Annotated in this window: 21 protein-coding genes; 5 read left to right on the top strand and 16 right to left on the bottom strand. The window is 70.0% G+C overall.

The features are described from left to right. Positions 1-64: 64 nt before the first annotated feature. From ABTZ89_RS04170 to ABTZ89_RS04160, 3 genes are all read right to left on the bottom strand, one after another. Complete coding sequence (locus tag ABTZ89_RS04170; protein WP_351039926.1) at positions 65-1372, bottom strand: family 43 glycosylhydrolase; 1308 nt, start codon at positions 1370-1372, stop codon at positions 65-67. 222 nt (positions 1373-1594) lie between these two features. Next, positions 1595-2659: an ACR3 family arsenite efflux transporter gene (arsB, locus tag ABTZ89_RS04165; RefSeq protein WP_351039923.1), complete on the bottom strand. Its 1065-nt coding sequence runs from the start codon at positions 2657-2659 to the stop codon at positions 1595-1597. Continuing rightward, entirely contained in the window at positions 2656-2964 is a 309-nt protein-coding gene (locus ABTZ89_RS04160; protein ID WP_270951066.1) for an ArsR/SmtB family transcription factor, read from the bottom strand. Before ABTZ89_RS04160 ends, arsB begins: the two co-directional genes overlap by 4 nt. 117 nt (positions 2965-3081) lie before the next feature. Between ABTZ89_RS04160 and ABTZ89_RS04155 the strand changes: the two genes are divergently transcribed. After that, positions 3082-3516, top strand: coding sequence for an ArsI/CadI family heavy metal resistance metalloenzyme (locus ABTZ89_RS04155; RefSeq protein ID WP_351039920.1), 435 nt, complete (start codon positions 3082-3084; stop codon positions 3514-3516). Between the two features lie 39 nt (positions 3517-3555). On the opposite strand, the gene ABTZ89_RS04150 is transcribed toward ABTZ89_RS04155, so the two are convergent. After that, positions 3556-4209, bottom strand: coding sequence for a DUF998 domain-containing protein (locus ABTZ89_RS04150; protein WP_351039917.1), 654 nt, complete (start codon positions 4207-4209; stop codon positions 3556-3558). 119 nt (positions 4210-4328) lie between these two features. Here ABTZ89_RS04150 and ABTZ89_RS04145 point away from each other — a divergent pair, with 119 nt between their 5' ends. Further along, entirely contained in the window at positions 4329-4979 is a 651-nt protein-coding gene (locus tag ABTZ89_RS04145) for a TetR/AcrR family transcriptional regulator C-terminal domain-containing protein (protein WP_351039914.1), read from the top strand. Between the two features lie 101 nt (positions 4980-5080). Here ABTZ89_RS04145 and ABTZ89_RS04140 read toward each other — a convergent pair whose 3' ends face one another. The 4 genes from ABTZ89_RS04140 to ABTZ89_RS04125 form a co-directional block, all read right to left on the bottom strand. Continuing rightward, on the bottom strand, positions 5081-6883 hold the full coding sequence (locus ABTZ89_RS04140) for an acetyl/propionyl/methylcrotonyl-CoA carboxylase subunit alpha (protein WP_351039911.1): 1803 nt from the start codon (positions 6881-6883) through the stop codon (positions 5081-5083). Positions 6884-6907: 24 nt separating this feature from the next. Then, positions 6908-7162, bottom strand: a complete 255-nt coding sequence (locus tag ABTZ89_RS04135) for an acyl-CoA carboxylase epsilon subunit (protein ID WP_270949838.1) — start codon at positions 7160-7162, stop codon at positions 6908-6910. Between the two features lie 22 nt (positions 7163-7184). Beyond that, complete coding sequence (locus tag ABTZ89_RS04130; protein ID WP_351039907.1) at positions 7185-8822, bottom strand: acyl-CoA carboxylase subunit beta; 1638 nt, start codon at positions 8820-8822, stop codon at positions 7185-7187. Positions 8823-9026: 204 nt separating this feature from the next. Continuing rightward, positions 9027-10205: a TetR/AcrR family transcriptional regulator gene (locus ABTZ89_RS04125; RefSeq protein ID WP_351039904.1), complete on the bottom strand. Its 1179-nt coding sequence runs from the start codon at positions 10203-10205 to the stop codon at positions 9027-9029. Positions 10206-10405: 200 nt separating this feature from the next. Here ABTZ89_RS04125 and ABTZ89_RS04120 point away from each other — a divergent pair, with 200 nt between their 5' ends. Next, complete coding sequence (locus ABTZ89_RS04120) at positions 10406-11815, top strand: amidase (RefSeq protein WP_351039902.1); 1410 nt, start codon at positions 10406-10408, stop codon at positions 11813-11815. Between the two features lie 4 nt (positions 11816-11819). Here the strand turns inward: ABTZ89_RS04120 and ABTZ89_RS04115 are convergent, their stop codons facing one another. From ABTZ89_RS04115 to ABTZ89_RS04100, 4 genes are all read right to left on the bottom strand, one after another. Further along, positions 11820-13196 carry a type I glutamate--ammonia ligase gene (locus ABTZ89_RS04115; RefSeq protein ID WP_351039899.1) on the bottom strand — a complete coding sequence of 459 codons (1377 nt, stop codon included), beginning with the start codon at positions 13194-13196 and terminating at the stop codon, positions 11820-11822. A gap of 50 nt (positions 13197-13246) precedes the next feature. Then, positions 13247-13885 (bottom strand): isochorismatase family protein, encoded by a 639-nt coding sequence (locus ABTZ89_RS04110; RefSeq protein ID WP_270949843.1) that lies wholly within the window; start codon positions 13883-13885, stop codon positions 13247-13249. Between the two features lie 134 nt (positions 13886-14019). After that, positions 14020-14619: an FMN reductase gene (locus tag ABTZ89_RS04105; RefSeq protein ID WP_270949844.1), complete on the bottom strand. Its 600-nt coding sequence runs from the start codon at positions 14617-14619 to the stop codon at positions 14020-14022. Continuing rightward, positions 14616-15713, bottom strand: coding sequence for an LLM class flavin-dependent oxidoreductase (locus tag ABTZ89_RS04100; RefSeq protein ID WP_351039895.1), 1098 nt, complete (start codon positions 15711-15713; stop codon positions 14616-14618). The genes ABTZ89_RS04105 and ABTZ89_RS04100 overlap by 4 nt, the downstream gene beginning before the upstream one ends. Before the next feature lie 189 nt (positions 15714-15902). Between ABTZ89_RS04100 and recQ the strand changes: the two genes are divergently transcribed. Then, on the top strand, positions 15903-17753 hold the full coding sequence (gene recQ, locus ABTZ89_RS04095; protein WP_270949846.1) for a DNA helicase RecQ: 1851 nt from the start codon (positions 15903-15905) through the stop codon (positions 17751-17753). Here recQ and ABTZ89_RS04090 read toward each other — a convergent pair whose 3' ends face one another. The 4 genes from ABTZ89_RS04090 to ABTZ89_RS04075 form a co-directional block, all read right to left on the bottom strand. Then, positions 17754-18986: a DUF445 domain-containing protein gene (locus ABTZ89_RS04090; RefSeq protein WP_270949847.1), complete on the bottom strand. Its 1233-nt coding sequence runs from the start codon at positions 18984-18986 to the stop codon at positions 17754-17756. Continuing rightward, positions 18983-19747, bottom strand: coding sequence for an Abi-alpha family protein (locus ABTZ89_RS04085; RefSeq protein ID WP_351039890.1), 765 nt, complete (start codon positions 19745-19747; stop codon positions 18983-18985). Before ABTZ89_RS04085 ends, ABTZ89_RS04090 begins: the two co-directional genes overlap by 4 nt. Positions 19748-19853: 106 nt before the next feature. Continuing rightward, positions 19854-20357, bottom strand: a complete 504-nt coding sequence (locus ABTZ89_RS04080; RefSeq protein ID WP_351039887.1) for an XdhC family protein — start codon at positions 20355-20357, stop codon at positions 19854-19856. 58 nt (positions 20358-20415) lie between these two features. Then, positions 20416-21045 (bottom strand): class I SAM-dependent methyltransferase, encoded by a 630-nt coding sequence (locus ABTZ89_RS04075; RefSeq protein WP_351039884.1) that lies wholly within the window; start codon positions 21043-21045, stop codon positions 20416-20418. 212 nt (positions 21046-21257) lie between these two features. Between ABTZ89_RS04075 and ABTZ89_RS04070 the strand changes: the two genes are divergently transcribed. Further along, on the top strand, positions 21258-22321 hold a 1064-nt coding region (locus tag ABTZ89_RS04070; protein WP_351039881.1), incomplete at its 3' end, for a Clp protease N-terminal domain-containing protein.

The following is a 22321-nucleotide window of genomic DNA, read 5'->3' as shown; positions in this document are numbered from 1 at the left end:
AAAGCACTCACGAGACCGTACCTGCAGCAACTGAGCCTGGAGAGTCAGGACCGCGACCCCGAGGTCATCCGTTCTTTCGCTTGACGTAGATCCGATTGCCCTCCGGGCCGGTCCACTCCATCCGCACCACACCGGCCACGGCAGCGTGCTCCTTCCGCGACGGGTCGGCCCAGTAGCCGGCGACCGGGTTCCGGAAGAACGTCGCCCACAGCTGACCGTCGGCATCGACGAAGAGGTTGTTGTGGCCTGCGCCCACTCCAGCGGTCCAGCGCTTCGAATACGGCCCTTCGAATTTGTCCGCAACCGCGATGATCGCGTCGTACTGGTACCGCTCGCTCCCGTTCTCGGGTGCGTTGTAGGCGTATCGCGTGCTGCCGTCGGGATTCTCGGACGTCCGGTTCCAGGCGGCGTGCATCAGGTAGTACTTGCCTTCGTGCTTGAGGACGTGCGCACCTTCGAGGTACGGCTCCGGCGAGTAGGGCGCCTGCTCGAACTTCGGGAGGTTCGTCCTCTGGACGATGTCCTCCATGTCGTCCCGGAATTCCGCGTACAGGTGGTTGTGCAGCACGAGCCACGCCTTGTCGCCTTCGGCGTAGAGGCCACCGTCTATGTGGTAGTAGACCTCCGGGTCGATCCATTCCGGCCCGCCGGGCGCCCGGTCGCCGAACGGCTTGTCGAGGTTGCCCTCGACGACCCGGTACGGCCCCTCGAGGCCGCCCTCGCTCTTGAGCATGAACGAGCCGACCTTCCTGGAGTGATCGCCCATGCACGCGACGATGTACCAGGACCCGCGGAAGTAGTGCACCTCCGGCGCCCACACGTTGCCGCGCTTGCCGTACTCCTCGTCGCGCCAGTACTCCTGCCACGGCGCGACGACAGTGCGCCCGGGCTCGTTCTCACCGGCGAACTCCGGCGACCACACCTTGCCCTTCTCCGCACCCGGCCGGACGACGGTCGTGTCCACCAACTCCCACGGCCCGTCCAGAGACTCGGCGACCCAGACGAAGATGCCGTCGTTCCAGGGCGCCGGGCCCTTGAGACCGGGAGCGCGGGTGGTACCCGTGGCGACGTAGAGCGGTTTCCCGTCGACGACGAAGCAGTTGACGTAGGTGTCCCGCACCCAGACCCGGCCGAGCTCCTCGTCGCGGGGACGGAGCTCGAGTTCGAGCACGCGGGAGTTGTCGTCCCGCAACCACAAGTCCTTTCGGGTGTCCGCGGTGCCATAGGGCTTCATGCCCGGCCAGTTCGGCGGGTACTCCTGCTGCGGTGAAAGACCATTCGCCCAGGTGGCGGTGGGAAGGACGGTCGCCAGTCCCAGGGTGCCCGCGGTACCCAGCAGCAGGGACCGTCGGTTCAGGTGCGAGCCGGGCATCGACGTTCTCCTCGCTGCAGTGCGTCGAATCGCGAACTGAGGCCGACGTGCCGCACAGCCCCCTGATCGACACTACACAGACTCCGTCGCACCTGCTTCTGCCGTGAACCAGGTGTCGTGAGTGCTTTGGGGCGTCATAGCAACCCAAAACACTCACGACCCTCTACCTGCGCAAAGCCCTCTGGTGCGGCCTAGTGGATCCGAGCGCGGCCGGCGGGGCGTTCAGGCGGTGGTGCGGGCGGGTTCGGCGAACCACCGGCGTGCGGCCAGGGAGACGTAGACCAGGCCGACCAGCACCGGCACCTCGATGAGCGGGCCGACGACGCCGGCCAGGGCTTGGCCGCTGGTGACGCCGAAGGTGCCGATGGCCACCGCGATCGCGAGCTCGAAGTTGTTGCCCGCAGCGGTGAACGACAGGGTCGCCGACCGCTCGTAGTTCAGGCCGATGGCCTTGCCCAGCGCGAAGGACCCCGCCCACATGATCGCGAAGTAGGCCAGCAGCGGCACGGCGATGCGCGCGACGTCGACCGGCCGGCTGGTGATCTGGTCGCCTTGCAGGGCGAAGAGGATCACGATGGTGAACAGCAGCCCGTAGAGCGCGACCGGTCCGATCTTGGGCAGGAACCGGTCCTCGTACCAGTCCCGGCCCTTGGCCCGCTCCCCCAGCTTGCGGGTCAGGTACCCGGCGACCAGCGGGATGCCGAGGAAGATGAGCACGGACTTGGCGATCTGCCACGCCGAGACGTCCAGGCCGACCTGGGGCAGGCCGAGCCAACCGGGCAGCACCGAGAGGTAGAACCAGCCGAGGGCGGCGAACGCGACGACCTGGAACACCGAGTTCAGCGCCACCAGCACCGCGGCGGCCTCGCGGTCACCGCAGGCCAGGTCGTTCCAGATGATCACCATGGCGATGCAGCGCGCCAAACCCACGATGATCAGACCGGTGCGGTACTCGGGCAGGTCGGGCAGGAACACCCACGCCAGCGCGAACATCACCGCCGGGCCGATGAGCCAGTTGAGCACCAGCGAGGAGATCAGCAGCCGCCGGTCGCCGGTGACGGTGTCCAGCCGGTCGTAGCGGACCTTGGCCAGCACCGGGTACATCATCACCAGCAGGCCGAGCGCGATCGGCAGCGAGATCCCGTCGACCTGCACCGCGTCGAGAGCGGGCCCGAGGCCGGGGATCCAGCGTCCGGCGAGGAGCCCGACCAGCATCGCCGCACCGATCCACACCGGCAGCAACCGGTCCAACGTGGACAGACGGGCCATCGCCGCATCCCGGGTCATGCGGTCACCTCATCGGCCGGAGCGAGCACGCTGGACAGCGAAGCCAGGACCTCGGGGCGCACCCGGTAGTAGATCCACGTGCCGCGGCGTTCGCCCTCGATCACCCCGGCCTCCCGCAGCACCTTGAGGTGGTGCGAGATCGTCGGCCCGGACAGCTCGAAAGCCCCGGTCAGGTCGCACACGCACGCCTCGCCGCCCGCGTGCGAGGCGATCAGCGACAGCAGCCGCAACCGCACCGGCTCGCCGATCGCCTTGAACACCCGCGCCAACTCCACCGACTGCTCGGCCGTCAACGGCTCCCCCATCAGCGGGGAGCAGCACAGCTCCGACTCCTGTTTCGACACCCCTCTAATTTGACACACTTCGAATCAGAGGGGCAAACTGACCCCGCTGTTTCGACGTCCATCTAGACAGGGGTCGTGATGTCGCGCATCCAACTCGCCCTCCGGGTCGGCGACCTGGAAGGTTCGATCTCCTTCTACTCGAAGCTCTTCGGCGCGGAACCGGCCAAGCGCCGCCCCGGCTACGCCAACTTCGCCGTCGCCGACCCGCCGCTCAAGCTCGTCCTGCTGGAAGGCGAGCCGGGCCAGGCCACGGTCATGGACCACCTCGGCGTCGAGGTCGACAACACCGGAACCGTCCACGAAGCCACCGAGCGACTGGCCGCCTTGGGCCTGTTCACCGAGGTCGAGAACGACACGACCTGCTGCTACGCCCGCCAGGACAAGGTCTGGGTGCACGGCCCCGGCCGCGAACCCTGGGAGGTCTACGTGGTCAAGGCCGACTCCGAGACCGCGGGCGAATCCCCAAACCTCCTGGTCGAGCCCAGCGAGACGCAAGGGAAGTGCTGCAACTGAGGACGCTTGTGGTGCTGGTCGAGCCCCCAACCAGCACCATCACCTTGCCGCCACCCCTCTGACCTCCTGACCAGCACGGGGCGAGATGTTCAGGGTTCGACGAAGCAGGCGGACGGCGTAGAGCGCGTACCAGATTCCGGTGATTCCCAAGCCGATTCGTTGCCACAGGCCGTGATAGCGCCCCACCTGGGTGTCCATGTCGAAGCTGTTGGCGGCGACCACGATGGCGGCGGGGATCAGGATCGCGACGATGACGCTGAGGACCGCCCATGCCAGTTCGCGGTTCCGCGCTGACCGGTACGCAACCGCGAGGACTGCGGCCGTCAGCGCGGCGAAGGTCGGGAACATGTTCAGGTTGTGCACCCAGCCCGACAGGGAGTAGTCGGTAGTCCCCTTGCTGCCGACCGGATAGCCCACGTAAGGGTCGGCGGTGAAGATCCCCTGAATGATGAGTTCCAGGCCGAAAGCACCGGTGAGCAACGGGATCGCCGCCGCGCCCGGACCGCCGGCGAGCACCCGTCGCAAGCCCACGGCGAAGGTGATGGTCAGCGCTCCGATCGCGATGAAGTTGGCGATCTGGATCCAGCCCTGGTCGCCCAGGCTGAGCTCGCTCCCCCAGTGGTGCAGCGGATCGTAGCCGGAGCGCAGCTCGCCCTGGATCAGGATGACGACGATGAACAGCAGCGGAGCCATCCCGCAGGCGAGCAGAGCACGGGTGCCCCGGGCCGCGGTTGCGACCACGTGCGCCTCCTTAGCATTGTTAAGTCCTTAACGGCGCTAAGCTAGCTTTAGCACTGTTAAGGTGTCAAGCCGTGGAGGACGCCAAGCGCAACGGGCTCGACCGCGACTCGGTGGTCGCAACGGCCCTGGATCTGCTCGACGAAGTCGGCCTGGACGGCCTGACGGTGCGACGGCTGGCGACCGAACTCGGCGTCAAGTCACCCGCGCTGTACTGGCACTTCCGCGACAAGCAGGAGCTGCTGGACCTGATGTCCCAGCAGCTCCAGACCGTCGGGGGCGGGACGCGACCGCGCGAGGGCGAGCCCTGGCCGGAGTGGATCGCCCGGCTGGCCCACGAACGCCGCGCGCTCCTGCTCTCCCGCCGCGACGGCGCCCGGCTGGTGTCCGGCAGCAGCCCCGGCCCCGAGGTGGCGCGGAGGTTCGACGACGACCTGCGCGTACTGTCCGAATACGGGTTCAACCCGGTCCAGGCGATGCGCGCCGTCATCGCCATCGGGCACTACATCACCGGCTTCGTCCTGGAAGAACAAGCCGCGCAAGCCCGCCCGCACACGGAGAAGCGCCCGAAGCGGCGTTCCCAGGAACGAACCGCCCCGCGAGAACGGTTGCCATTCCTGGAAGCGGCCATTCAGGAAGGCGGACCGCCGGAAGGCCCTGCAGCCTTCGAACAGGGCTTGGGCATGCTCATCGACGGGATGCGGGCGCTGGCGCAAAACCCCTGACACGCGCCAACCAGAGCCGAACTCATCGGCGCACATCGGACAGACGCAGTTCGGCCCCGCCCGGAGCCAGGTCCAGGCGGGGCCGAGTTGCGCTGGGGTCGTCAGTCCTTGATCTCGCAGAGGGTGGTGCCCTGGGAGACCGAGTCGCCCGGTTGGGCCGACAGGCCCGTGACCGTGCCCGCCTTGTGGGCCGTCACCGGGTTCTCCATCTTCATCGCTTCCAGGACCGCGATCTGCTCGCCGGCCTCGACCTGCTGGCCGTCGGTGACCGCGACCTTGACGATGGTGCCCTGCATCGGCGCCGTCACCGCGTCACCCGACACGGCCGCGCCGGCCTTGCCCGCGGAACGCTTGCGCGGCTTGGCCTTCCCGGCCGGTGCCGCGCCGGACACCGCCAGTTCGGCGGGCAGCGTGACCTCGAGGCGGCGGCCACCGACCTCGACGGTGATGCTCTGCCGGGCTTCCGGCTCCTCGACCTCGGCGCCGCCGGTGAACGGCTCGATGGTGTTGTCGAACTCGGTCTCGATCCAGCGGGTGTGCACGGAGAAACCGTCGGTGCCGGTGAACGCCGGGTCGCGCACGATCACGCGGTGGAACGGCAGGACCGTGGCCATGCCCTCGACGACCATCTCGTCCAGGACGCGGCGCGAGCGCTCCAGCGCCTGCTGGCGGTCCGCGCCGGTCACGATCACCTTGGCCAGCAGCGAGTCGAACTGCCCACCGATGACGCTGCCCGACTCCACACCAGCGTCCACCCGCACGCCCGGGCCCTGCGGCGCGACGAAGCGGGTCACGGTGCCGGGGGCGGGCAGGAAGCCGCGGCCCGCGTCCTCACCGTTGATGCGGAACTCGAAGGAGTGGCCGCGCGGCGCCGGGTCCTCGTCGAACTCCAGCTTCTCCCCCGCCGCGATGCGGAACTGCCCGCGGACCAGGTCGATGCCGGTGGTCTCCTCCGAGACCGGGTGCTCCACCTGCAGCCGGGTGTTGACCTCCAGGAACGAGATCGTCCCGTCCAGCCCGACCAGGAACTCCACGGTGCCCGCGCCGTAGTAGCCGGCCTCCGAGCAGATCGCGCGGGCCGCCTCGTGGATGGTGCGGCGCTGCTCGTCGCTGAGGAACGGCGCCGGGGCCTCCTCGACCAGCTTCTGGTGGCGGCGCTGCAGCGAGCAGTCGCGGGTGCCGACGACGACCACGTTGCCGTGCTGGTCGGCCAGCACCTGCGCCTCGACGTGACGCGGCCGGTCCAGGTAGCGCTCCACGAAGCACTCGCCGCGCCCGAACGCGGTCTCGGCCTCGCGCACCGCCGAAGCGTAGAGCTCGGGAATCTCCTCGATCGTCCGGGCGACCTTCAGACCGCGGCCACCACCGCCGAAAGCGGCCTTGATGGCCACCGGCAGCCCGTGCTCCTCGGCGAAGGCGACCACCTCGTCGGCACCGGACACCGGGTCCTTGGTGCCGGGCACCAGCGGCGCACCGGCGCGGGTGGCGATGTGCCGGGCGGTGACCTTGTCGCCGAGGTCGCGGATCGCCTGCGGCGACGGGCCGATCCAGATCAGGCCCGCGTCCAGCACCGCCTGGGCGAACTCGGCGTTCTCCGACAGGAACCCGTAACCCGGGTGCACCGCGTCGGCTTCCGCCCGCTTGGCCGCGTCGATGATCTTGTCGATGTTCAGGTACGACTCGCCGGGCGTGGAACCGCCCAGCGCGAAGGCCTCGTCGGCCATCCGCACGAACTGCGCGTCGGCGTCCGGCTCGGCGTACACGGCGACGGAGGCGATGTCCTCGTCCTTGCAGGCGCGGATCACCCGCACCGCGATCTCACCGCGGTTGGCGATCAGAACCTTGCTGATCGGCGTCACGTCCACAGTGGTCAACCCCTCATTTCCCGGCGCGACGCCGGACATCTGGCGAAAACTTGTCTGAACACCTCAGCCCGGCAGCGCCGAAGCGCGCCAAGCGTGCGGGCCGGGGCGCAGCGGTCGCCGCCCCGCCGGGTGGCGGACCGCCGCGGCCGGGTCGCCCCACAGCGACATCGGCTCGCTCTCCGGTTCCGCCGGTGCGGCCTTGGCCGCGGCCAGCCCGGTCAGCGCTGCGGTCAGCGCGGCGAGCTCGACCTCGTCGGGATCACCGCGCACGATGCGCAGCACCGGCCGCTCCGGTGCCGCGTCCGCGTCGTGGCTCATTGCGCACCTCCTCGGGCAGGCGTCACAGCGGGATGTTGCCGTGCTTCTTGGCGGGCAGGCTCTCGCGCTTGTCCCGCAGCATCCGCAGCGACCGCGCCACGTACCCGCGGGTGAACGACGGCGGGATCACCGAGTCGACGTAACCGCGCTCCGCCGCGACGTACGGGTTGCACAGGGTGTCCTCGTACTCCTGCTGCAACTGCGCGCGCACCGCTTCGACGTCCTCGCCGTTGTCCACGGCCTCGGCCAGCCGGCGCCGGTAGAGGATGTTGACCGCGCCCTGCGCGCCCATCACCGCGATCTGCGCCGTCGGCCAGGCCAGGTTGACGTCCGCGCCCAGGTGCTTGGAGCCCATCACGTCGTAGGCGCCGCCGTAGGCCTTGCGGGTGATCACGGTGACCAGCGGGACGGTGGCCTCGGCGTAGGCGTAGAGCAGCTTCGCGCCGCGGCGGATGATGCCGTTCCACTCCTGGTCGGTGCCCGGCAGGAAGCCCGGCACGTCCACGAAGGTCAGCACCGGGATGTTGAACGCGTCGCAGGTCCGCACGAACCGCGCGGCCTTCTCGCTGGCGTCGATGTCCAGGGTGCCGGCGAACTGGGTGGGCTGGTTGGCCACCACGCCCACCGGGTGGCCCTCGACGCGGCCGAAGCCGGTGACGATGTTCGGCGCGAACAGCGCCCCGACCTCCAGGAAGTCCTCGTCGTCCACGACGCGCGAGATGACCTCGAGCATGTCGTAGGGCTGGTTCGGCGAGTCCGGGACCAGGGTGTCCAGCTCGCGGTCGGTGTCGTTGATCGAATCCGCGATCGCACCGCCTGCGACCTCGGCGTCGAACACCGGCGCCTCGGCGAGGTTGTTGCTGGGCAGGAACGACAGCAGCTCCTTGACGTAGCCGATCGCGTCGTCCTCGTCGGCGGCCAGGTAGTGCGCGTTGCCCGAGCGGGAGTTGTGCGTGCGGGCGCCGCCGAGCTCCTCGAAGGTGACGTCCTCACCGGTGACCGTCTTGATCACGTCCGGACCGGTGATGAACATGTGCGAGGTCTGGTCGACCATCACGGTGAAGTCGGTGATCGCCGGGGAGTACACCGCGCCGCCCGCGCACGGGCCCATGATCAGCGAGATCTGCGGGATCACGCCGGAGGCGTGGGTGTTGCGCTTGAAGATCTCGGCGTAGAGGCCCAGCGCCGCGACGCCTTCCTGGATCCGCGCGCCGCCGGAGTCGTTGATGCCGATCAGCGGGCAGCCGGTCTTGAGCGCCAGGTCCATGACCTTGACGATCTTCTCGCCGAAGACCTCGCCCAGCGAACCGCCGAAGACGGTGAAGTCCTGGGAGAACACGCACACCTTGCGGCCGTCGACGGTGCCGTAGCCGGTCACCACGCCGTCGCCGTAGGGGCGGTTGGCGTCCAGCCCGAAGTTGGTGGAGCGGTGCCGCGCGTGCTCGTCGAGCTCCACGAACGAGCCCGGGTCCAGCAGCAGGTCGATGCGCTCGCGGGCGGTGTACTTGCCCTTCTCGTGCTGCTTGGCCACCGCGCGTTCCGAGCCGGCGTGCACCGCCTCGTCGTTCCGCCGGTACAGATCCGCCAGCTTGCCCGCGGTCGTGTGGATGTCCGGCACGTCCACCGGTGGCTGACCGACCGGCTCCGTCGCGCTGCTCATGCAACCAACCCGTCCTCGTTACCTGCTCGACCCCAGTATCCGCGCACGACGGCGATCTCGGCGCACGCAGCACTGGCCATCGCGGAGATTAGTGGGGCGGGTACGTCGAAGTCAATCCGGAAGTGACCAGCGCCTAGTCCGTGCCCACCGCCATCTAGCTGCCAATTCGACGGTTAAGTGAACGGCGGATAGCCGCGTCCTAGATCAGTCGACGGGCGTGTCCAGCATCAGCGCCGCGCCGACCCGCAACAACGCCTCGACGTCGCGGACCGCGCCGGTGCGCGCCATGTCGTTGGCCACCGTCAGCGCCGCCTGCACCAGGATCCGGGAACGCACCTGGTCCAGCTCCGGCCGCGCCTCGCACAGCAGCCCGACCCACTCGGCGACGTAGGCGTGCTGGGTCTGCCGCGCCCGGTGCCGCTCGTCGTCGGGCAGGTGGTTGACCTCGCTGACCAGGATGTCGATGAAGCGGCCGTGGTCGAAGGCGAAGGTGATGTAGGAGCGCAGCAGCTCGCGCAGCGCGTCGTCGGCGGCCGGGGTGCTGGCCAGGGTGCGTTCCAGCTCCACCTCCAGCCACGCGTTGCCGCGGGTGATCACCGTGCCGAGCAGCTCCTGCTTGCTGGCGAAGTAGTTGTAGAGGCTGGGCCCGGCGATCCCGGCCGCCGCACCGACGTCCTCGGTGGTCACCTTGGTGTAGCCGGCGTCGGAGAACAGCCGCGTCGCCGCCGCCAGCAGCAGCCGGCGCCGGGAGGCGCGGCTGGCGAACAGCGCCGACCGCTGGTCGGAGTCGGCGCGGCGCTCGGCGAACCGGTGCGGGGCCTGGTTGCCGATGACCACCACCATGGCCCGCAGCAGCTGCTCGAACTCCCGCCTCGGCAGGTCGACCTGGTGGTAGGAGGGGCTGGTCAGCACGCTGAACGTGCACCAGGCGCGGAACCGGGCGTCCTGGCCGGTCAGCTCGGGCCGGAAGGCGCGGGCCACCTCGGACAGACCGCTGGCGACCTCGCGCAGCTCGTCGCGCAGCGCGTCGCGCTGCTCGTCGGGGAGCTGCCGGGCCTCGCGCTGCCAGAGCACGCCCAGCTGGCGGTGCTCCAGCGCGGCGGCGGCGAGCCGGTCCACCACCTGGTCCAGGTCGGTGACCTCGGCGGTGATCTCGCTGAACGGCCGCAGCTCGTCGAGCACGACCCGGGTCAGCAGCTGCTGCTTGCCCGCGAAGTGCCGGTAAAGCGCCGAGGACCCGACCCCGACGGCTTCGGCGATGTCGCTCATGCCCACCCGCGCGTAGCCCTGCCGGTAGAACAGGTCCGCGGCGGCAGCGGTGATCAGCGCGCGCCGGTTGCGCGGACGCGTGTTGCGGGCGGGCGGGTTGGTCACCTCGGGCATCGCGTCCTTCCTTTCCCGGGCGGTCCCGAGCATACTTGCGCACTGCTCGCGCCCGGTGCCAGAGAAGCATGGCAGACCGCACCCGCTAGCAGCCGCTGAGCTGGCGTTCAATACGCAGAACCCTTATCCGGCAGGCCTTTCGATCGCGCCCGTGGCACGTGATACTGCGGCATCACCACCGCACGACCGGGAGCCGCCGCATGCCGCCAGAGAACGCCGACCTGATCGGAACCGGGGTCACCGGTCTCGCAGCACAGCTGCGCAGCGGAGCGCTGTCCAGCCGCGATCTGGTGTCGGCCAGCCTGGAACGGGCCGCGGCGCTGGACGAGCTCAACGCCCACATCACCCTCGCCGAGGACGCCGTCAAACGCGCCGACGCGCTCGACCAGCAGCTCGCCGAACGCGGACCGGTCGGCCCGCTGCACGGGATTCCCCTCAGCGTCAAGGACAACTACCGGACCGCGGGCATCAGGACGACCGGCGGCATGGGCGTGCTGCGGGACTGGACGCCGGACACCGACGCCGCGGTGGTGCAGCGCCTGACCGACGCTGGTGCGGTCATCGTCGGCAAGACCAACATGCACGAGTACAGCTTCGGCATCACCTCGGACAACCCGCACTTCGGCCCGGTGCGCAACCCGCTCGACCCGACGCGCAGCGCGGGCGGTTCCAGCGGCGGATCCGGCGCGGCGGTCGCCGCGCGGATCGTGCCTGCCGCCATGGGCACCGACACCGGCGGATCCGTGCGCATCCCGGCCGCGGTGTGCGGCGCGGTCGGGCTGAAGCCGACTCGCGACCGGTTGCCGCTGGACGGCGTGCTGCAGGTGTCCTACGGCTTCGACGTGCCCGGGCCGATCACCCAGGACGTCACGGACTCCGCGCTGCTGATGCACGTGCTCACCAGTGGCGAGACCGTGGCGCCATCGGCGTTGCCGACCGATGCCGCGGCGCTGCGCGGTGTTCGCATCGGCATTCCGGTGGGCGACTACTGGGCGGACAACCACCCGGAGGTCGAGCGGGTGTACCGCGAGGCCGCGCAGCGGTTCGCCGACGCGGGCGCCGAACTGCGCGAGGTGACCGTCGAGCACGCCGAGATCGGCAGCGAGACCGGTTTCCTGATCGCCACTCCGGAAGCGGTCGTGCTGGTGGCGGAGTTGTTCCGCGAGCGCGGGCTCGGCTCGATCGAGCAGCGCCTGGACGATTTCGGCGCCGACGTCGCAGCCCTGCTCCGCAGCCAGATCGGCGCGGACGCCTCGCCCGTTCCCGCGCACGAGTACCTGGACGCGATCAACGAGACCGTGCCCGCCATCCGCCGCGGATACCTGACCGCGCTGTCCGATGTGGACGTTCTGCTCACGCCCACCGCACCTGCTCCGGCGATCCCGTTGGCGGAGACCGGTCAGATGCAGCACAACGGGCGGTCGGTCGATCCGTTCCCGACGTTCGTCCGCTACACCTTCGGGCTCAGCGTGATCGGCCTGCCGGCCATCTCCGTCCCGGCGGGGACCACGAGCGACGGCCTCCCGGTGGGCGTGCAGCTCGTCGGCGCCCACCACGCCGAATCAACGCTGCTGCGCCTGGCCCGGGCCTTCGAGCACACCTCGGACTGACCGGTCACCAGCGCCAGCGGGTGGCGGCAACGAGTTCCTCGGGGTCCGCGTCGGCGAAGCGCTCGGCCTCGGCTCGGCGGACGGTGAGCATCGCGTCGTGCATTTCGGGGCCCATCGCATCGGCCAGCACTGCTGAGGCCGCCAGCGCGTCAGCGGCCTCGGCCGGGTTCGTGGGCAGGCGCCGGATTCCGGCCGACTCCCGGGCGCGCTCGTCGAGCGCCGCCGGGTCGCCGGTGACTTCGCCGGGAAGCCGCAGTTCCCCGCGCACACCGGCGAGACCGGCAGCGAGCACCGCACCGACCGCGAGGTAGGGGTTCGCGGTGGCGTCGAAGCACTTCACCTCGGCGTTCGCGGCCCACTGCTCGGTGCCGGTCGTACCGGTGATCAGCCGCAGCGCCGCCTCGCGCGCCTCACGACCCCACACCTGCCACACCCCGGCCCAGCTGGACGGCTTCAGCCGCAGGAAGCTCGCCGGGTTGCCGGCACCGATGGCCAGCAATGCGGGCAGTTCCCGCAGCACACCGGCCAGGAACGCCTCCCCCGCCGGGCGCAGCCCGTGCGGGCCCGAACCGCCGGCGAACAGGTTGCCGTCCTCGTCGTGCACCGACAGGTGCAGGTGTCCACCAGAACCGCCGCCACCGGGCACCAGGCAAGGCGCGAAGCTCGCCCGCCAACCGTGCCGCCTCGCCACCGAGCGCACGGTGTGCCGGACCAGCACCGCGTCGTCGGCGGCAGCGACCGGGTCGGACGCCGCCACCGAGAGCTCGACCTGGCCGAGCGCGTACTCCGGGTGGAACTGCTGGACGTCCAGCCCCTGCTCGTGCAGGGCGGCGGCGAGCTCGCGGGCGTAGCCGGCGGTGGCTTCCACCCGGATCTGACCGTAGGCAGGTCCGTCGAAGGCCGGGACGAAGTCCTCGGTGTCGTCCCGGCCCAACACCCACTCGTGCTCGAAAGCCGCGGAGGCCGTCAGCCCGAGGTCAGCGGCGGCCCGGACCTGCCGGGCGGCGAACGCGCGCTGGCACCCGACGAACCGCTCTCCGTCCTGGGTGAACTTGTCTGCGGGCGCCCAGGCCCAGCCCGGCAGCGCGGCCAACCGGACCAGCCGGCGCACGTCCGGCACCAACCGCAGGTCGCCGTCCGGGCCACCCAAGTAGCGGCCGGGCACCATCACGTCGTCGAAGGTGAAGGTCTCGAAGCACGGCGAGGCGCCGACCCCGAACCGCGTCGCAGCGGCCAACCGCTCCAGCGGCACGGCCTTGACCCGCACGTTCCCCGCATTGTCCACAAAAGACAACTCGATGAGGCTGACACCGTCGTCGCGCAATCGCGCGATGACGGCGGTCAACCCCACCGGCTCGGACGCCGGAATCCGATCAGCCACACCGCCACCGTAGCCACCTAGGGCGGCTCAGGACACCCGGAACCGACCGGTCAGGATCCCAGCCCCAAGCGCTGCCGCTCCGGGAAGTACCAGCGCATGACCTTGCGCAGGTTGTCGGAGTCGGGGCGCGCCCAGTTGCGCATCAGCTCGGCGCCGAAGGAGATCGCGGTGACCGGCTGCGCCCCGGCCGAGATCATCCGGTCGAACGCGCGGTCGTGCGCCACCGGACTGATCCCGCCGACCGCGTCGGCGACCGGGTGGACGTCGTAGCCCTCGGCGAGCATGTCCAGCACCGGGAAGGTCAGGCACACCTCGGTCCAGAGGCCTGCGATGACCACCTTGCGGCGCCCCGAGCCCTCGATCGCACCGCGGAAGTCCGCGTCCTCCCAGGCGTTGACGCCGGTGCGGTCGATCTCCTCGACCCCCGGCAGCTCGTCCAGGATCCGCTGCGACGTGCCCTTGTTGACCCCCATGTCGACGCCGACCGTGGAGACGACGACCGGGACGTCGTAGGCCGTGGCCAGCTTGCACAGGGCGAGCACGTTCAGGTCGATCTCCTCGCGGGTGCTGGAGGTGACCGTGGAGTACTGCTCGGGTTGGAAGTCGATCAGCGCCACGACGCAGTTCTCGGGCGTGAGCAGGTGATCGGTCCGGGGATCACGTCGGGGTTCGGGCTGGGTCTTGGCCATGGCGGTCTCCTCTCCGAGCACGGGCTGTGTCCGGCACCGCGGTTGTGGACAGCCCACGCTTGGGAACGTGCGTCTACGATCTCGCCGACGCCGGGAGGGCGCCACCCGCTGCGGGCAGCGCCCTCCACCCGGGATCAGTTCTGGGCCAGCAGCTGCTCGAAGGAGACGACGTCCTCGAACGGGTCCGCGCCGGCCGCGACCGGGCGAGCCGCGATCAGGGCCGCGAACTCCCCCGCCGCGCGGTCGATGCGGTCGGCCAGGGCCGTGCCGTCGCCACCGTTGCCCCAGTCCTCCGACGCCGCGTAGACCGCCGTCGGCACCACGGTCGCGCGCAGGTAGCTGAACATCGGGCGCATCGCGTGCTCGAGCGCCAGCGAGTGGCGTGGCGAGCCGCCTGTGGCACCCATCAGCACCGGCTTGCCCACCAGCGATTCGTTGTCCACCACGTCGAAGAACGACTTGAACAGCCCGCTGTAGGAGGCCTGGAAGATCGGCGTCACCGCGATCAGCCCGTCGGCCGCGGCCACGTCGTCGAGCACCTCCCGCAGCTCGGTGCCGGGGAACCCGGTGACCAGGTTGTTGGCGATGTCCTTGGCGTGGTCGCGCAGCTCCACCACCCGGGTGCGCACCGGCAGCTCCCGCTCGGTGGCGGTGGTCAGCCGATCGGCCAGCAGCCGGGTCGAGGACGGCTGGCTCAAGCCCGCCGAGACGACGACCAGCTTCCGCTCGGTCACTTCGCAGCCTCCATCTTCTTCGCGTCCTTCGCCGCCAGCAGGGAGGCGTGCGTCGGCGCCTCCGGGACGTGGCTGGGCCGCCGCGACTCGAATTCCTTGCGCAGCACCGGGACGACCTCCTCGCCGAGCAGGTCGAGCTGCTCCAGCACGGTCTTGAGCGGCAACCCGGCGTGGTCCATCAGGAACAGCTGGCGCTGGTAGTCGCCGACGTAGTCGCGGAAGCCCAGGGTCCGGTCGATGACCTCCTGCGGGCTGCCCACGGTCAGCGGCGTCTGCTCGGTGAACTCCTCCAACGTCGGCCCGCCGCCGTAGACCGGCGCGTGGTCGAAGTACGGCCGGAACTCGCGCACCGCGTCCTGGGAGTTCTTGCGCATGAACACCTGGCCGCCCAGACCGACGATCGCCTGGTCCGCCGAACCGTGGCCGTAGTGCTCGAACCGGCGGCGGTACAGGTCCACCATCCGCGCGGTGTGCTCCTTGGGCCAGAAGATGTGGTTGTGGAAGAAGCCGTCGCCGTAGTAGGCGGCCTGCTCGGCGATCTCCGGGCTGCGGATGGAGCCGTGCCAGACGAACGGCGGGACGCCGTCCAGCGGGCGCGGCGTGGAGGTGAAGCCCTGCAGCGGGGTGCGGAACTTGCCCTCCCAGTCGACCACGTCCTCGCGCCACAACCGGTGCAGCAGGTGGTAGTTCTCGATGGCCAGCGGGATGCCCTGGCGGATGTCCTGGCCGAACCACGGGTACACCGGACCGGTGTTGCCGCGGCCCATCATCAGGTCCACCCGGCCCCCGGCCAGGTGCTGCAGCATCGCGAAGTCCTCGGCGATCTTCACCGGGTCGTTCGTGGTGATCAGGGTGGTCGAGGTGGACAGGATCAGCCGCTCGGTGCTGGCCGCCACGTAGCCGAGCATGGTGGTCGGCGAGGACGGCACGAACGGCGGGTTGTGGTGCTCGCCGGTGGCGAAGACGTCCAGGCCGACCTCCTCGGCCTTCAGCGCGATCCGCACCATCGCCTTGATCCGCTCCGCCTCGGTGGGGGTGCGGCCGGTGGTCGGGTCCGCGGTGACGTCGCCGACCGTGAAGATCCCGAACTGCATGTCAGCTCCCTCGCTACCAGATCCCGCCCATTTAGTACGAGATGCAACTACTTCCGTGAACGATTCTTCCCTACGAGCTATTCCCGGCGCCAGTCGGTACCGGCGGGACGCACGTCACAGCGGGCACCCCGACGCGCCCGGGCATGTCGGCACCGGCACAACAGCTCGCCGTCGTGGGGGCTGCGTAAGATGCGCGCCGTGGCTTCCCCCGACCTGGCGATCAGCGATGCGCAGCAAGTCCTGCAGCGGGTGTTCGGCTACGACTCCTTCCGCGGCGAGCAGCAGGAGATCGTCGAGCACGTGGTCGGAGGCGGCGACGCGCTCGTCCTGATGCCCACCGGCGGGGGCAAGTCGCTGTGCTACCAGATCCCCGCGCTGGTGCGACCCGGTGTCGGGATCGTCGTCTCACCGCTGATCGCGCTGATGCAGGACCAGGTGGACGCGCTCAACGAGCTCGGCGTCCGAGCCGGCTTCCTCAACTCCACCCAGAGCTACGAGCAGCGCCGCGACACCGAGCAGGCGTTCGTCGCCGGCGAGCTCGACCTCCTCTACCTGGCGCCGGAACGGCTGAGCCTGGACTCGACGCTGGAACTGCTCGACCGCGGCGAGGTCTCGCTGTTCGCCATCGACGAGGCGCACTGCGTGGCGCAGTGGGGCCACGACTTCCGCCCCGACTACCTCAACCTGTCGGTGCTGCACCAGCGCTGGCCCTCGGTGCCGCGCATCGCCCTGACCGCCACCGCCACCCCGGCGACCCGCAGCGAGATCGCCACCCGGCTCGAGCTGACCGAGGCCCGGCACTTCGTCGCCGACTTCGACCGGCCCAACATCCAGTACCGGATCGTGCCCAAGAACGATCCGCGCAAGCAGCTGCTGCAATTCCTGCGCACCGAGCACGCCGGGGATGCCGGGATCATCTACCGGCTCTCCCGCGCCGAGGTGGAGCGGACCGCGGAGTTCCTGGTCGCCAACGGCATCGACGCGCTGCCCTACCACGCCGGGCTCGACAAGCAGGTCCGCGCCAAGCACCAGGCGCGGTTCCTGCGCGAAGAAGGCCTGGTCATGGTCGCCACCATCGCCTTCGGCATGGGCATCGACAAACCCGACGTGCGCTTCGTCGCGCACCTCGACCTGCCCAAATCCGTCGAGGGCTACTACCAGGAGACCGGCCGCGCCGGCCGCGACGGACTGCCCTCCACCGCCTGGATGGCCTACGGCCTGCAGGACGTGGTCCAGCAGCGCAAGCTGATCGACCTCTCCGACGGCGACGAGGCGCACCGCCGCATGCAGTCCCGGCACCTCGACTCGATGCTGGCGCTGTGCGAGACCGTGAGCTGCCGCCGCACGCAACTGCTCGCCTACTTCGGGCAGGACCACCCGGACGCCTGCCAGAACTGCGACACCTGCCTGAACCCGCCGGAGTCCTGGGACGGCACGGTCGCCGCGCAGAAGCTGCTGTCGACCGTGGTGCGGCTCGACCGCGAGCGCAACCAGCGGTTCGGCGCCGGGCAGATCATCGACATCCTGCGCGGCAAGAAGACGCCGAAGGTCGAGCAGTTCCGGCACGACTCGCTCAGCGTGTTCGGCGTCGGCTCCGACCTGAGCGACAACGAGTGGCGCGGCGTGATCCGCCAGCTGCTGGCGCAGCGCCTGATCTCCGTCGAGGGCGACTACGGCACGATCGTGCTCACCGGGACCAGCGGTGAAGTGCTGCGCCGGGAAGACCCGCGCCAGGTCCTGCTGCGCACCGAACCCAAGCGCGTCGCGTCGACGCCCAAGGCGAAGGCCGCGAAGCAACCCCCGCAGGAGATGCCCGCCGAGGCCGAACCGGTCTTCCAGAAGCTGCGCGCCTGGCGCCTGGCCACCGCGCGCGAAGAGGGCAAAGCGCCGTTCATCATCTTCCACGACTCGACGCTGCGCCAGATCGCCGCAGCCCAGCCGTCCACCCTCGACGAGCTCGGCGGCATCAGCGGGATCGGCGAGCAGAAGCTCAACAAGTACGGCCAAGCCGTGCTCGACGCCCTCGCCGCGGAGGAGTGATCACGGGGCGAGGTGCTCCAGGACCAGCACCTGGGCCTCACCGACGACGAAGCCGAGTGCAGCGCCGGTGGCGATGAGGGTTCGCTCCTCCTCGCGGAACGCGGGGCGCAGCAGCTCCTCGAACTCCGAGGCGTCGAGCTCCTTCATCTTGCCGACCAGCGTGTTGCGGATGTCCATCGCGTCGGCCGCGTAGTCCTCGACGTAGCCCATCGTCTCCGGCAGCTTGGCCATCAGCAGCTCCGAGACCCGGTGCTTGAGGTCCTGGTAGCGGCGCCCGCCGATGGCGAGCACGAGCAGCGGCTTGGCGATGCTCGCGCGGCGGCTGAGCTCGTCGTCGACCTGGCGCTGCACCAGGGCCATCACCTTGTCCGACATCGGGCCCCGCAGCACCGCCTCGATGACGTTGCGCGGGGTGATGATCTCGGCGGCGATCAGCTCGCAGTAGGCCTCGGCCACCTCGTCGCGGCGCTTGTGGAACAGCCCCTGCCACTCGAACCCGAAGTAGCGCTTCGGCCGCTGCGGCCGGAAGATCATCTTGAGCGCGAGCCAGTCGGTGAACCAACCGGTGAACAGGCCGAACAGCGGCATGATGAGCGGCACCTTGAACACCACCCAGGCCGACATCTGCACCACGCCGATCAGCGCGCCGAACACCGCGCCGGACCGACGGATGAACTGGAACTCCTTGCCCCCGGCCTGCAGGAAGATCCGGTTCAGCAGCTCCTTGTCCCGGACCAGGCTGGTGACCACCATGTCCTTGAGGTCGAAGACGTTGTCCACATCGGACTTGATCTCGCCGAGCACCTCGGACAACAGCCGGGGCGCGTCGGCCTGCACCCTGCTGATCACCGCGCGCTGCACACCGCGCGGCATCGACTCCCACAGCCCCGGCTGGTAGGCCGAGGCGACCTCGCGGACGATCTCCTCGATGGTCTGGCGCAGCGGCTCCTCGACCTCGGCGACGATCCGCTCGGGATCCAGCCGGTCCAGGACCTCCTGCGGCTGGATCAGCTGCTGGGTGAGCGTGTCGCAGGCGACGCCGGCCATCTTCGCCGCGTGCTTGGGCACGATGCCCTGCCAGCCGAGGAACGGTTTGATCCCCTTGAACTCCACCGGGCCGAACATCATCCGGATGGCGAGCACCTTGGTGACGTAGCCGATGAGCGCCGCCACCACCGGGATGGAGAGGTAGACGGGCCAGTGCGCGGCGAAGTCCTGGATGATCGCGTTCATCCGGCCCCTAACTCGGAGCTGGGGTCGCACCGCTGCCAGAACCGGGTTCCCAGCGCCGACATCCGCACGCTGCGCCGCACCACCTTGGTCGGTTTGGGCGAGCTCAGCGCCTCGCGCACCCGGGTATCGGTCTGCAGCAGCTCGTACTGGTCGTCCACGTCCGGCAGGGCCGGGCCGATCTCGACCAGGCCCAGCGACTGCAAGCGGGTCAGGTAGTGCGGGGTTTCCTCCGCCAACGACACACCCACGGAACGGCCCACGGTCGAACCGTTGCGCAGCACTATTCGGGCGTTTCCGCCCACCACGCCGCGTTCGGCGACGTGCAGCACCGGGTACGACGAACCATCCCCCAGACCTGCGAGGATGCGGGCCTCGTCCGGTGTGATGAGGCTCAGGATGCCGGAGTAGAGGTCTTCGGTGGCCTCTTCGCGGCCGGTCATGGCCGAGCGGTACAGCAGCTCGCCCATCCGCTCGCGCAGGTCCTGCCCCTTCGGGGCGTCCTCGGTCTGATCGTCCGGATCATCGGGCGCCGGGTCGGTCTCTTCCTCGGAGTGCGACTCGACTTCCTCGAGCCACTGCCGCGCACCGGTGGCGATCGCCCGCTCCACGGTCCGGAATCCGCGCTCCACCTCGGCCCCACCGGGCAGCTGCCGCATCAACCCGAACCCGATGCGCGCGAGCCCCCAGCTCGTCCTGGCCGTCCACCCGATCAACTCGCCGAGCGCATCGGACTGCGACCCGTCCGCCCGATGACCGTCCAACCCGCATTCCTCCGCTCCGGAAGCACCGAACACCGGGTCGACCCAGCGCTGAGTGATCGGAGCATAACCAGCGCACCCCGGCAAAAGCGAGCACCGGCGGGCGGGGTCAGAACTCGAAGCCGCCCGGCTTCCCGTTGCGGTCGGCCAGCAGCCCGGCGAGCGTCGCGATGGCGATCTCGGGCGGAGTCCGGGAGCCGATGTTCAGGCCGATCGGGCGGTGCACGCGCGCGATCTCGGCATCCGGCACACCGAGCTCCCGCAGCGCCGCGACGTGCGGGCCCTCGTGGCGCGGGTTGCCCATGACGCCGATCCACCGGACGTCGCGCTTGAGCACGTCCTGCAGCACCGGCCCGAGTTCCTCGCGGTGGTGGTCGGTCACCACGACGTCGGCGCCCGGCCCCAGCTCCGGCACCTCGGTCACCGCGTCACCACCGGCCGCCGCTGCCCGCTCGGGGTCCGGTTCGACCAGCGAGACCCGGAAGCCGAGATCCCGGCCGTATCGCAGCAGGTGCTCCGCCACCGGCGACGCGAACACCGCCACCAGCGCGCGATCACCCGCATCCACCGGCACTTCACCGTGCGCCACCGCGCACGCAGCATCCTCGGTCATGGCGCCGAGTGTGCCAGCAGCGACCGGCCGGAACCACCCCCGGACTCCACTGTGGACATCAGAGCCGGGTGGCGCGGGCCAACCAGGCGGGCAGATCCACCACCGCGTTCTCCTCGACCCCCAACGCAGCGGCGTGCTCCCCCACCGCGACACCCCGGTAGCGGCGCTCCTCGATCCCCTCCAGCCGCCATCCCGGCACACCGAACGCCTCGCGCACCACCACCTCCGAGATCTCCGGGCCGAAGCCGGGCCCGGTATCGGCCAGGGCCAAGACGTGGACGGCCGCACCCGGTCGGCACACCGCGTGCAGGCTGCGCACGTACTTCTCCCGGTCCTCCGATCCGAAGACGTGGAACAGCGCGCTGTCCACGACGGTGTCGTACGGGCCACCGTCCAGCGCCAGCGCGTCAGCGATCTCGAACCGGGCCTCGACCTGGTGCTCGGCGGCGTTGGCGCGCGCCCGCTCGATCGCCGGGCGGGAGAAGTCCACGCCCAGCACGTCGTAGCCCAGTTCGGCCAGCAGGATCGTGTGCTCACCGGCACCGCAGCCCGGATCCAGCACCTTCCCGCCGATGCCGCCACGGCGCTCCAGCTCGACGATCGCCGGCTGCGGCTCGCCGATCACCCAGGGAGCCGCGTTCTCCTCGTAAGCGGTGTCGAACACCGTCCGATCCAGCGAAGTCCCCATGCCCACAACCTCTCCACGAACCATCTGCCGCTCACAACGTGCAACTTCCACTCCACTCGAAGTCAACGCCCCTCGCCCACCGGCGATCCGAGTGACTCAGGCCACTCCTGTGGCTGATGGGAATTACCTGGAGGGGGCTTACGTTGGTTGATACGAGACGACTCAAGTAGATGGCGGCGGAAGCCAGCAACACCGTCGCGAGGAGGTTAGGCATGGCGACGTTCTTCGGACCGGCTGGTGGCCCGTTCGACGAGTACTTCGCGCGATTCTTCGGAGCCGACGACGCCTCGTCCGGCTCCCGGCGGATCGACATCACCCAGCTGATGACCGAGCAGGCCCAGCAGCTGGTCAGCGGCGGTGCCCGCTTCGCGCGGGACCGCGGCCAGACCGACCTGGACGCGCTGCACCTGCTGTGGTCCGCCACGCAGGAGGAACCCACCCGCGCCCAGCTGAAGCAGGTCGGCGTCGACCCCGACGCGTTCGCGGCGGAGGTCGAGGCGCACCTGCCCGCAGCCGGTGACGCCGCCGGCGATCGCCCGGTGACGCTGACCCTGGCGGCGCGCACGGTGCTCGCCGACGCCCACCGGGTCGCCCGCGCGCTCGGCTCCACCTACATCGGCCCGCTGCACGTGCTGCTGGCGATGTCGGCGAGCCCCGACTCCGAGACCGGACGGCTGCTCGGCTCGGCAGGTGCCGGCCCCGAGGCGCTGCGCGCCGCGGCCCAGCGCCCGCAGGTCGAGCAGGAACAGCCGAACGCGGACAGCAACACCCCCACCCTCGACCAGTACGGCCGCGACCTGACCGCGCGGGCCCGCGACGGCGAGCTGGACCCGGTGATCGGCCGCACCGACGAGATCGAGCAGACCGTGGAGATCCTGTCCCGGCGCACCAAGAACAACCCGGTGCTGGTCGGCGAGGCCGGCGTCGGCAAGACCGCGATCGCCGAAGGCCTGGCCCAGCGCATCGTCGCCGACCAGGTCCCGCAGGTGCTCAGCGGCAAGCGGGTGGTCCAGCTGGACCTGTCCGGCATGCTGGCCGGCACCCGCTACCGGGGTGACTTCGAGGAGCGGATGACCAAGGTCATCGACGAGATCGCCGAGCACCGCGACGAGGTGATCGTCTTCGTCGACGAGCTGCACACCGTGGTCGGTGCCGGTGGCGCCGAGGGCGCGATGGACGCGGGCAACATGCTCAAGCCCCGCCTGGCCCGCGGCGAGCTGCACGTCATCGGAGCGACCACGCTGGACGAGTACCGCAAGCACATCGAGAAGGACCC

Source organism: Saccharopolyspora sp. NPDC002686 (assembly GCF_040295745.1).
Lineage (GTDB): Bacteria > Actinomycetota > Actinomycetes > Mycobacteriales > Pseudonocardiaceae > Saccharopolyspora > Saccharopolyspora oryzae.
The sequence above is the reverse complement of the archived record's forward strand: the minus strand, read 5'-3'. Positions and strand labels throughout refer to the sequence as shown.

Coding starts and splice junctions, on each gene's coding strand:
- ABTZ89_RS04170 (WP_351039926.1), bottom strand. CDS start 1,372: ATGCCCGGCTCGCACCTGAACCGACGGTCCCTGCTGCTGGGTACCGCG.
- arsB (WP_351039923.1), bottom strand. CDS start 2,659: ATGACCCGGGATGCGGCGATGGCCCGTCTGTCCACGTTGGACCGGTTG.
- ABTZ89_RS04160 (WP_270951066.1), bottom strand. CDS start 2,964: ATGGGGGAGCCGTTGACGGCCGAGCAGTCGGTGGAGTTGGCGCGGGTG.
- ABTZ89_RS04155 (WP_351039920.1), top strand. CDS start 3,082: ATGTCGCGCATCCAACTCGCCCTCCGGGTCGGCGACCTGGAAGGTTCG.
- ABTZ89_RS04150 (WP_351039917.1), bottom strand. CDS start 4,209: ATGGCTCCGCTGCTGTTCATCGTCGTCATCCTGATCCAGGGCGAGCTG.
- ABTZ89_RS04140 (WP_351039911.1), bottom strand. CDS start 6,883: ATGTCCGGCGTCGCGCCGGGAAATGAGGGGTTGACCACTGTGGACGTG.
- ABTZ89_RS04135 (WP_270949838.1), bottom strand. CDS start 7,162: ATGAGCCACGACGCGGACGCGGCACCGGAGCGGCCGGTGCTGCGCATC.
- ABTZ89_RS04130 (WP_351039907.1), bottom strand. CDS start 8,822: ATGAGCAGCGCGACGGAGCCGGTCGGTCAGCCACCGGTGGACGTGCCG.
- ABTZ89_RS04125 (WP_351039904.1), bottom strand. CDS start 10,205: ATGCCCGAGGTGACCAACCCGCCCGCCCGCAACACGCGTCCGCGCAAC.
- ABTZ89_RS04120 (WP_351039902.1), top strand. CDS start 10,406: ATGCCGCCAGAGAACGCCGACCTGATCGGAACCGGGGTCACCGGTCTC.
- ABTZ89_RS04110 (WP_270949843.1), bottom strand. CDS start 13,885: ATGGCCAAGACCCAGCCCGAACCCCGACGTGATCCCCGGACCGATCAC.
- ABTZ89_RS04100 (WP_351039895.1), bottom strand. CDS start 15,713: ATGCAGTTCGGGATCTTCACGGTCGGCGACGTCACCGCGGACCCGACC.
- recQ (WP_270949846.1), top strand. CDS start 15,903: ATGCGCGCCGTGGCTTCCCCCGACCTGGCGATCAGCGATGCGCAGCAA.
- ABTZ89_RS04090 (WP_270949847.1), bottom strand. CDS start 18,986: ATGAACGCGATCATCCAGGACTTCGCCGCGCACTGGCCCGTCTACCTC.
- ABTZ89_RS04080 (WP_351039887.1), bottom strand. CDS start 20,357: ATGACCGAGGATGCTGCGTGCGCGGTGGCGCACGGTGAAGTGCCGGTG.
- ABTZ89_RS04075 (WP_351039884.1), bottom strand. CDS start 21,045: ATGGGGACTTCGCTGGATCGGACGGTGTTCGACACCGCTTACGAGGAG.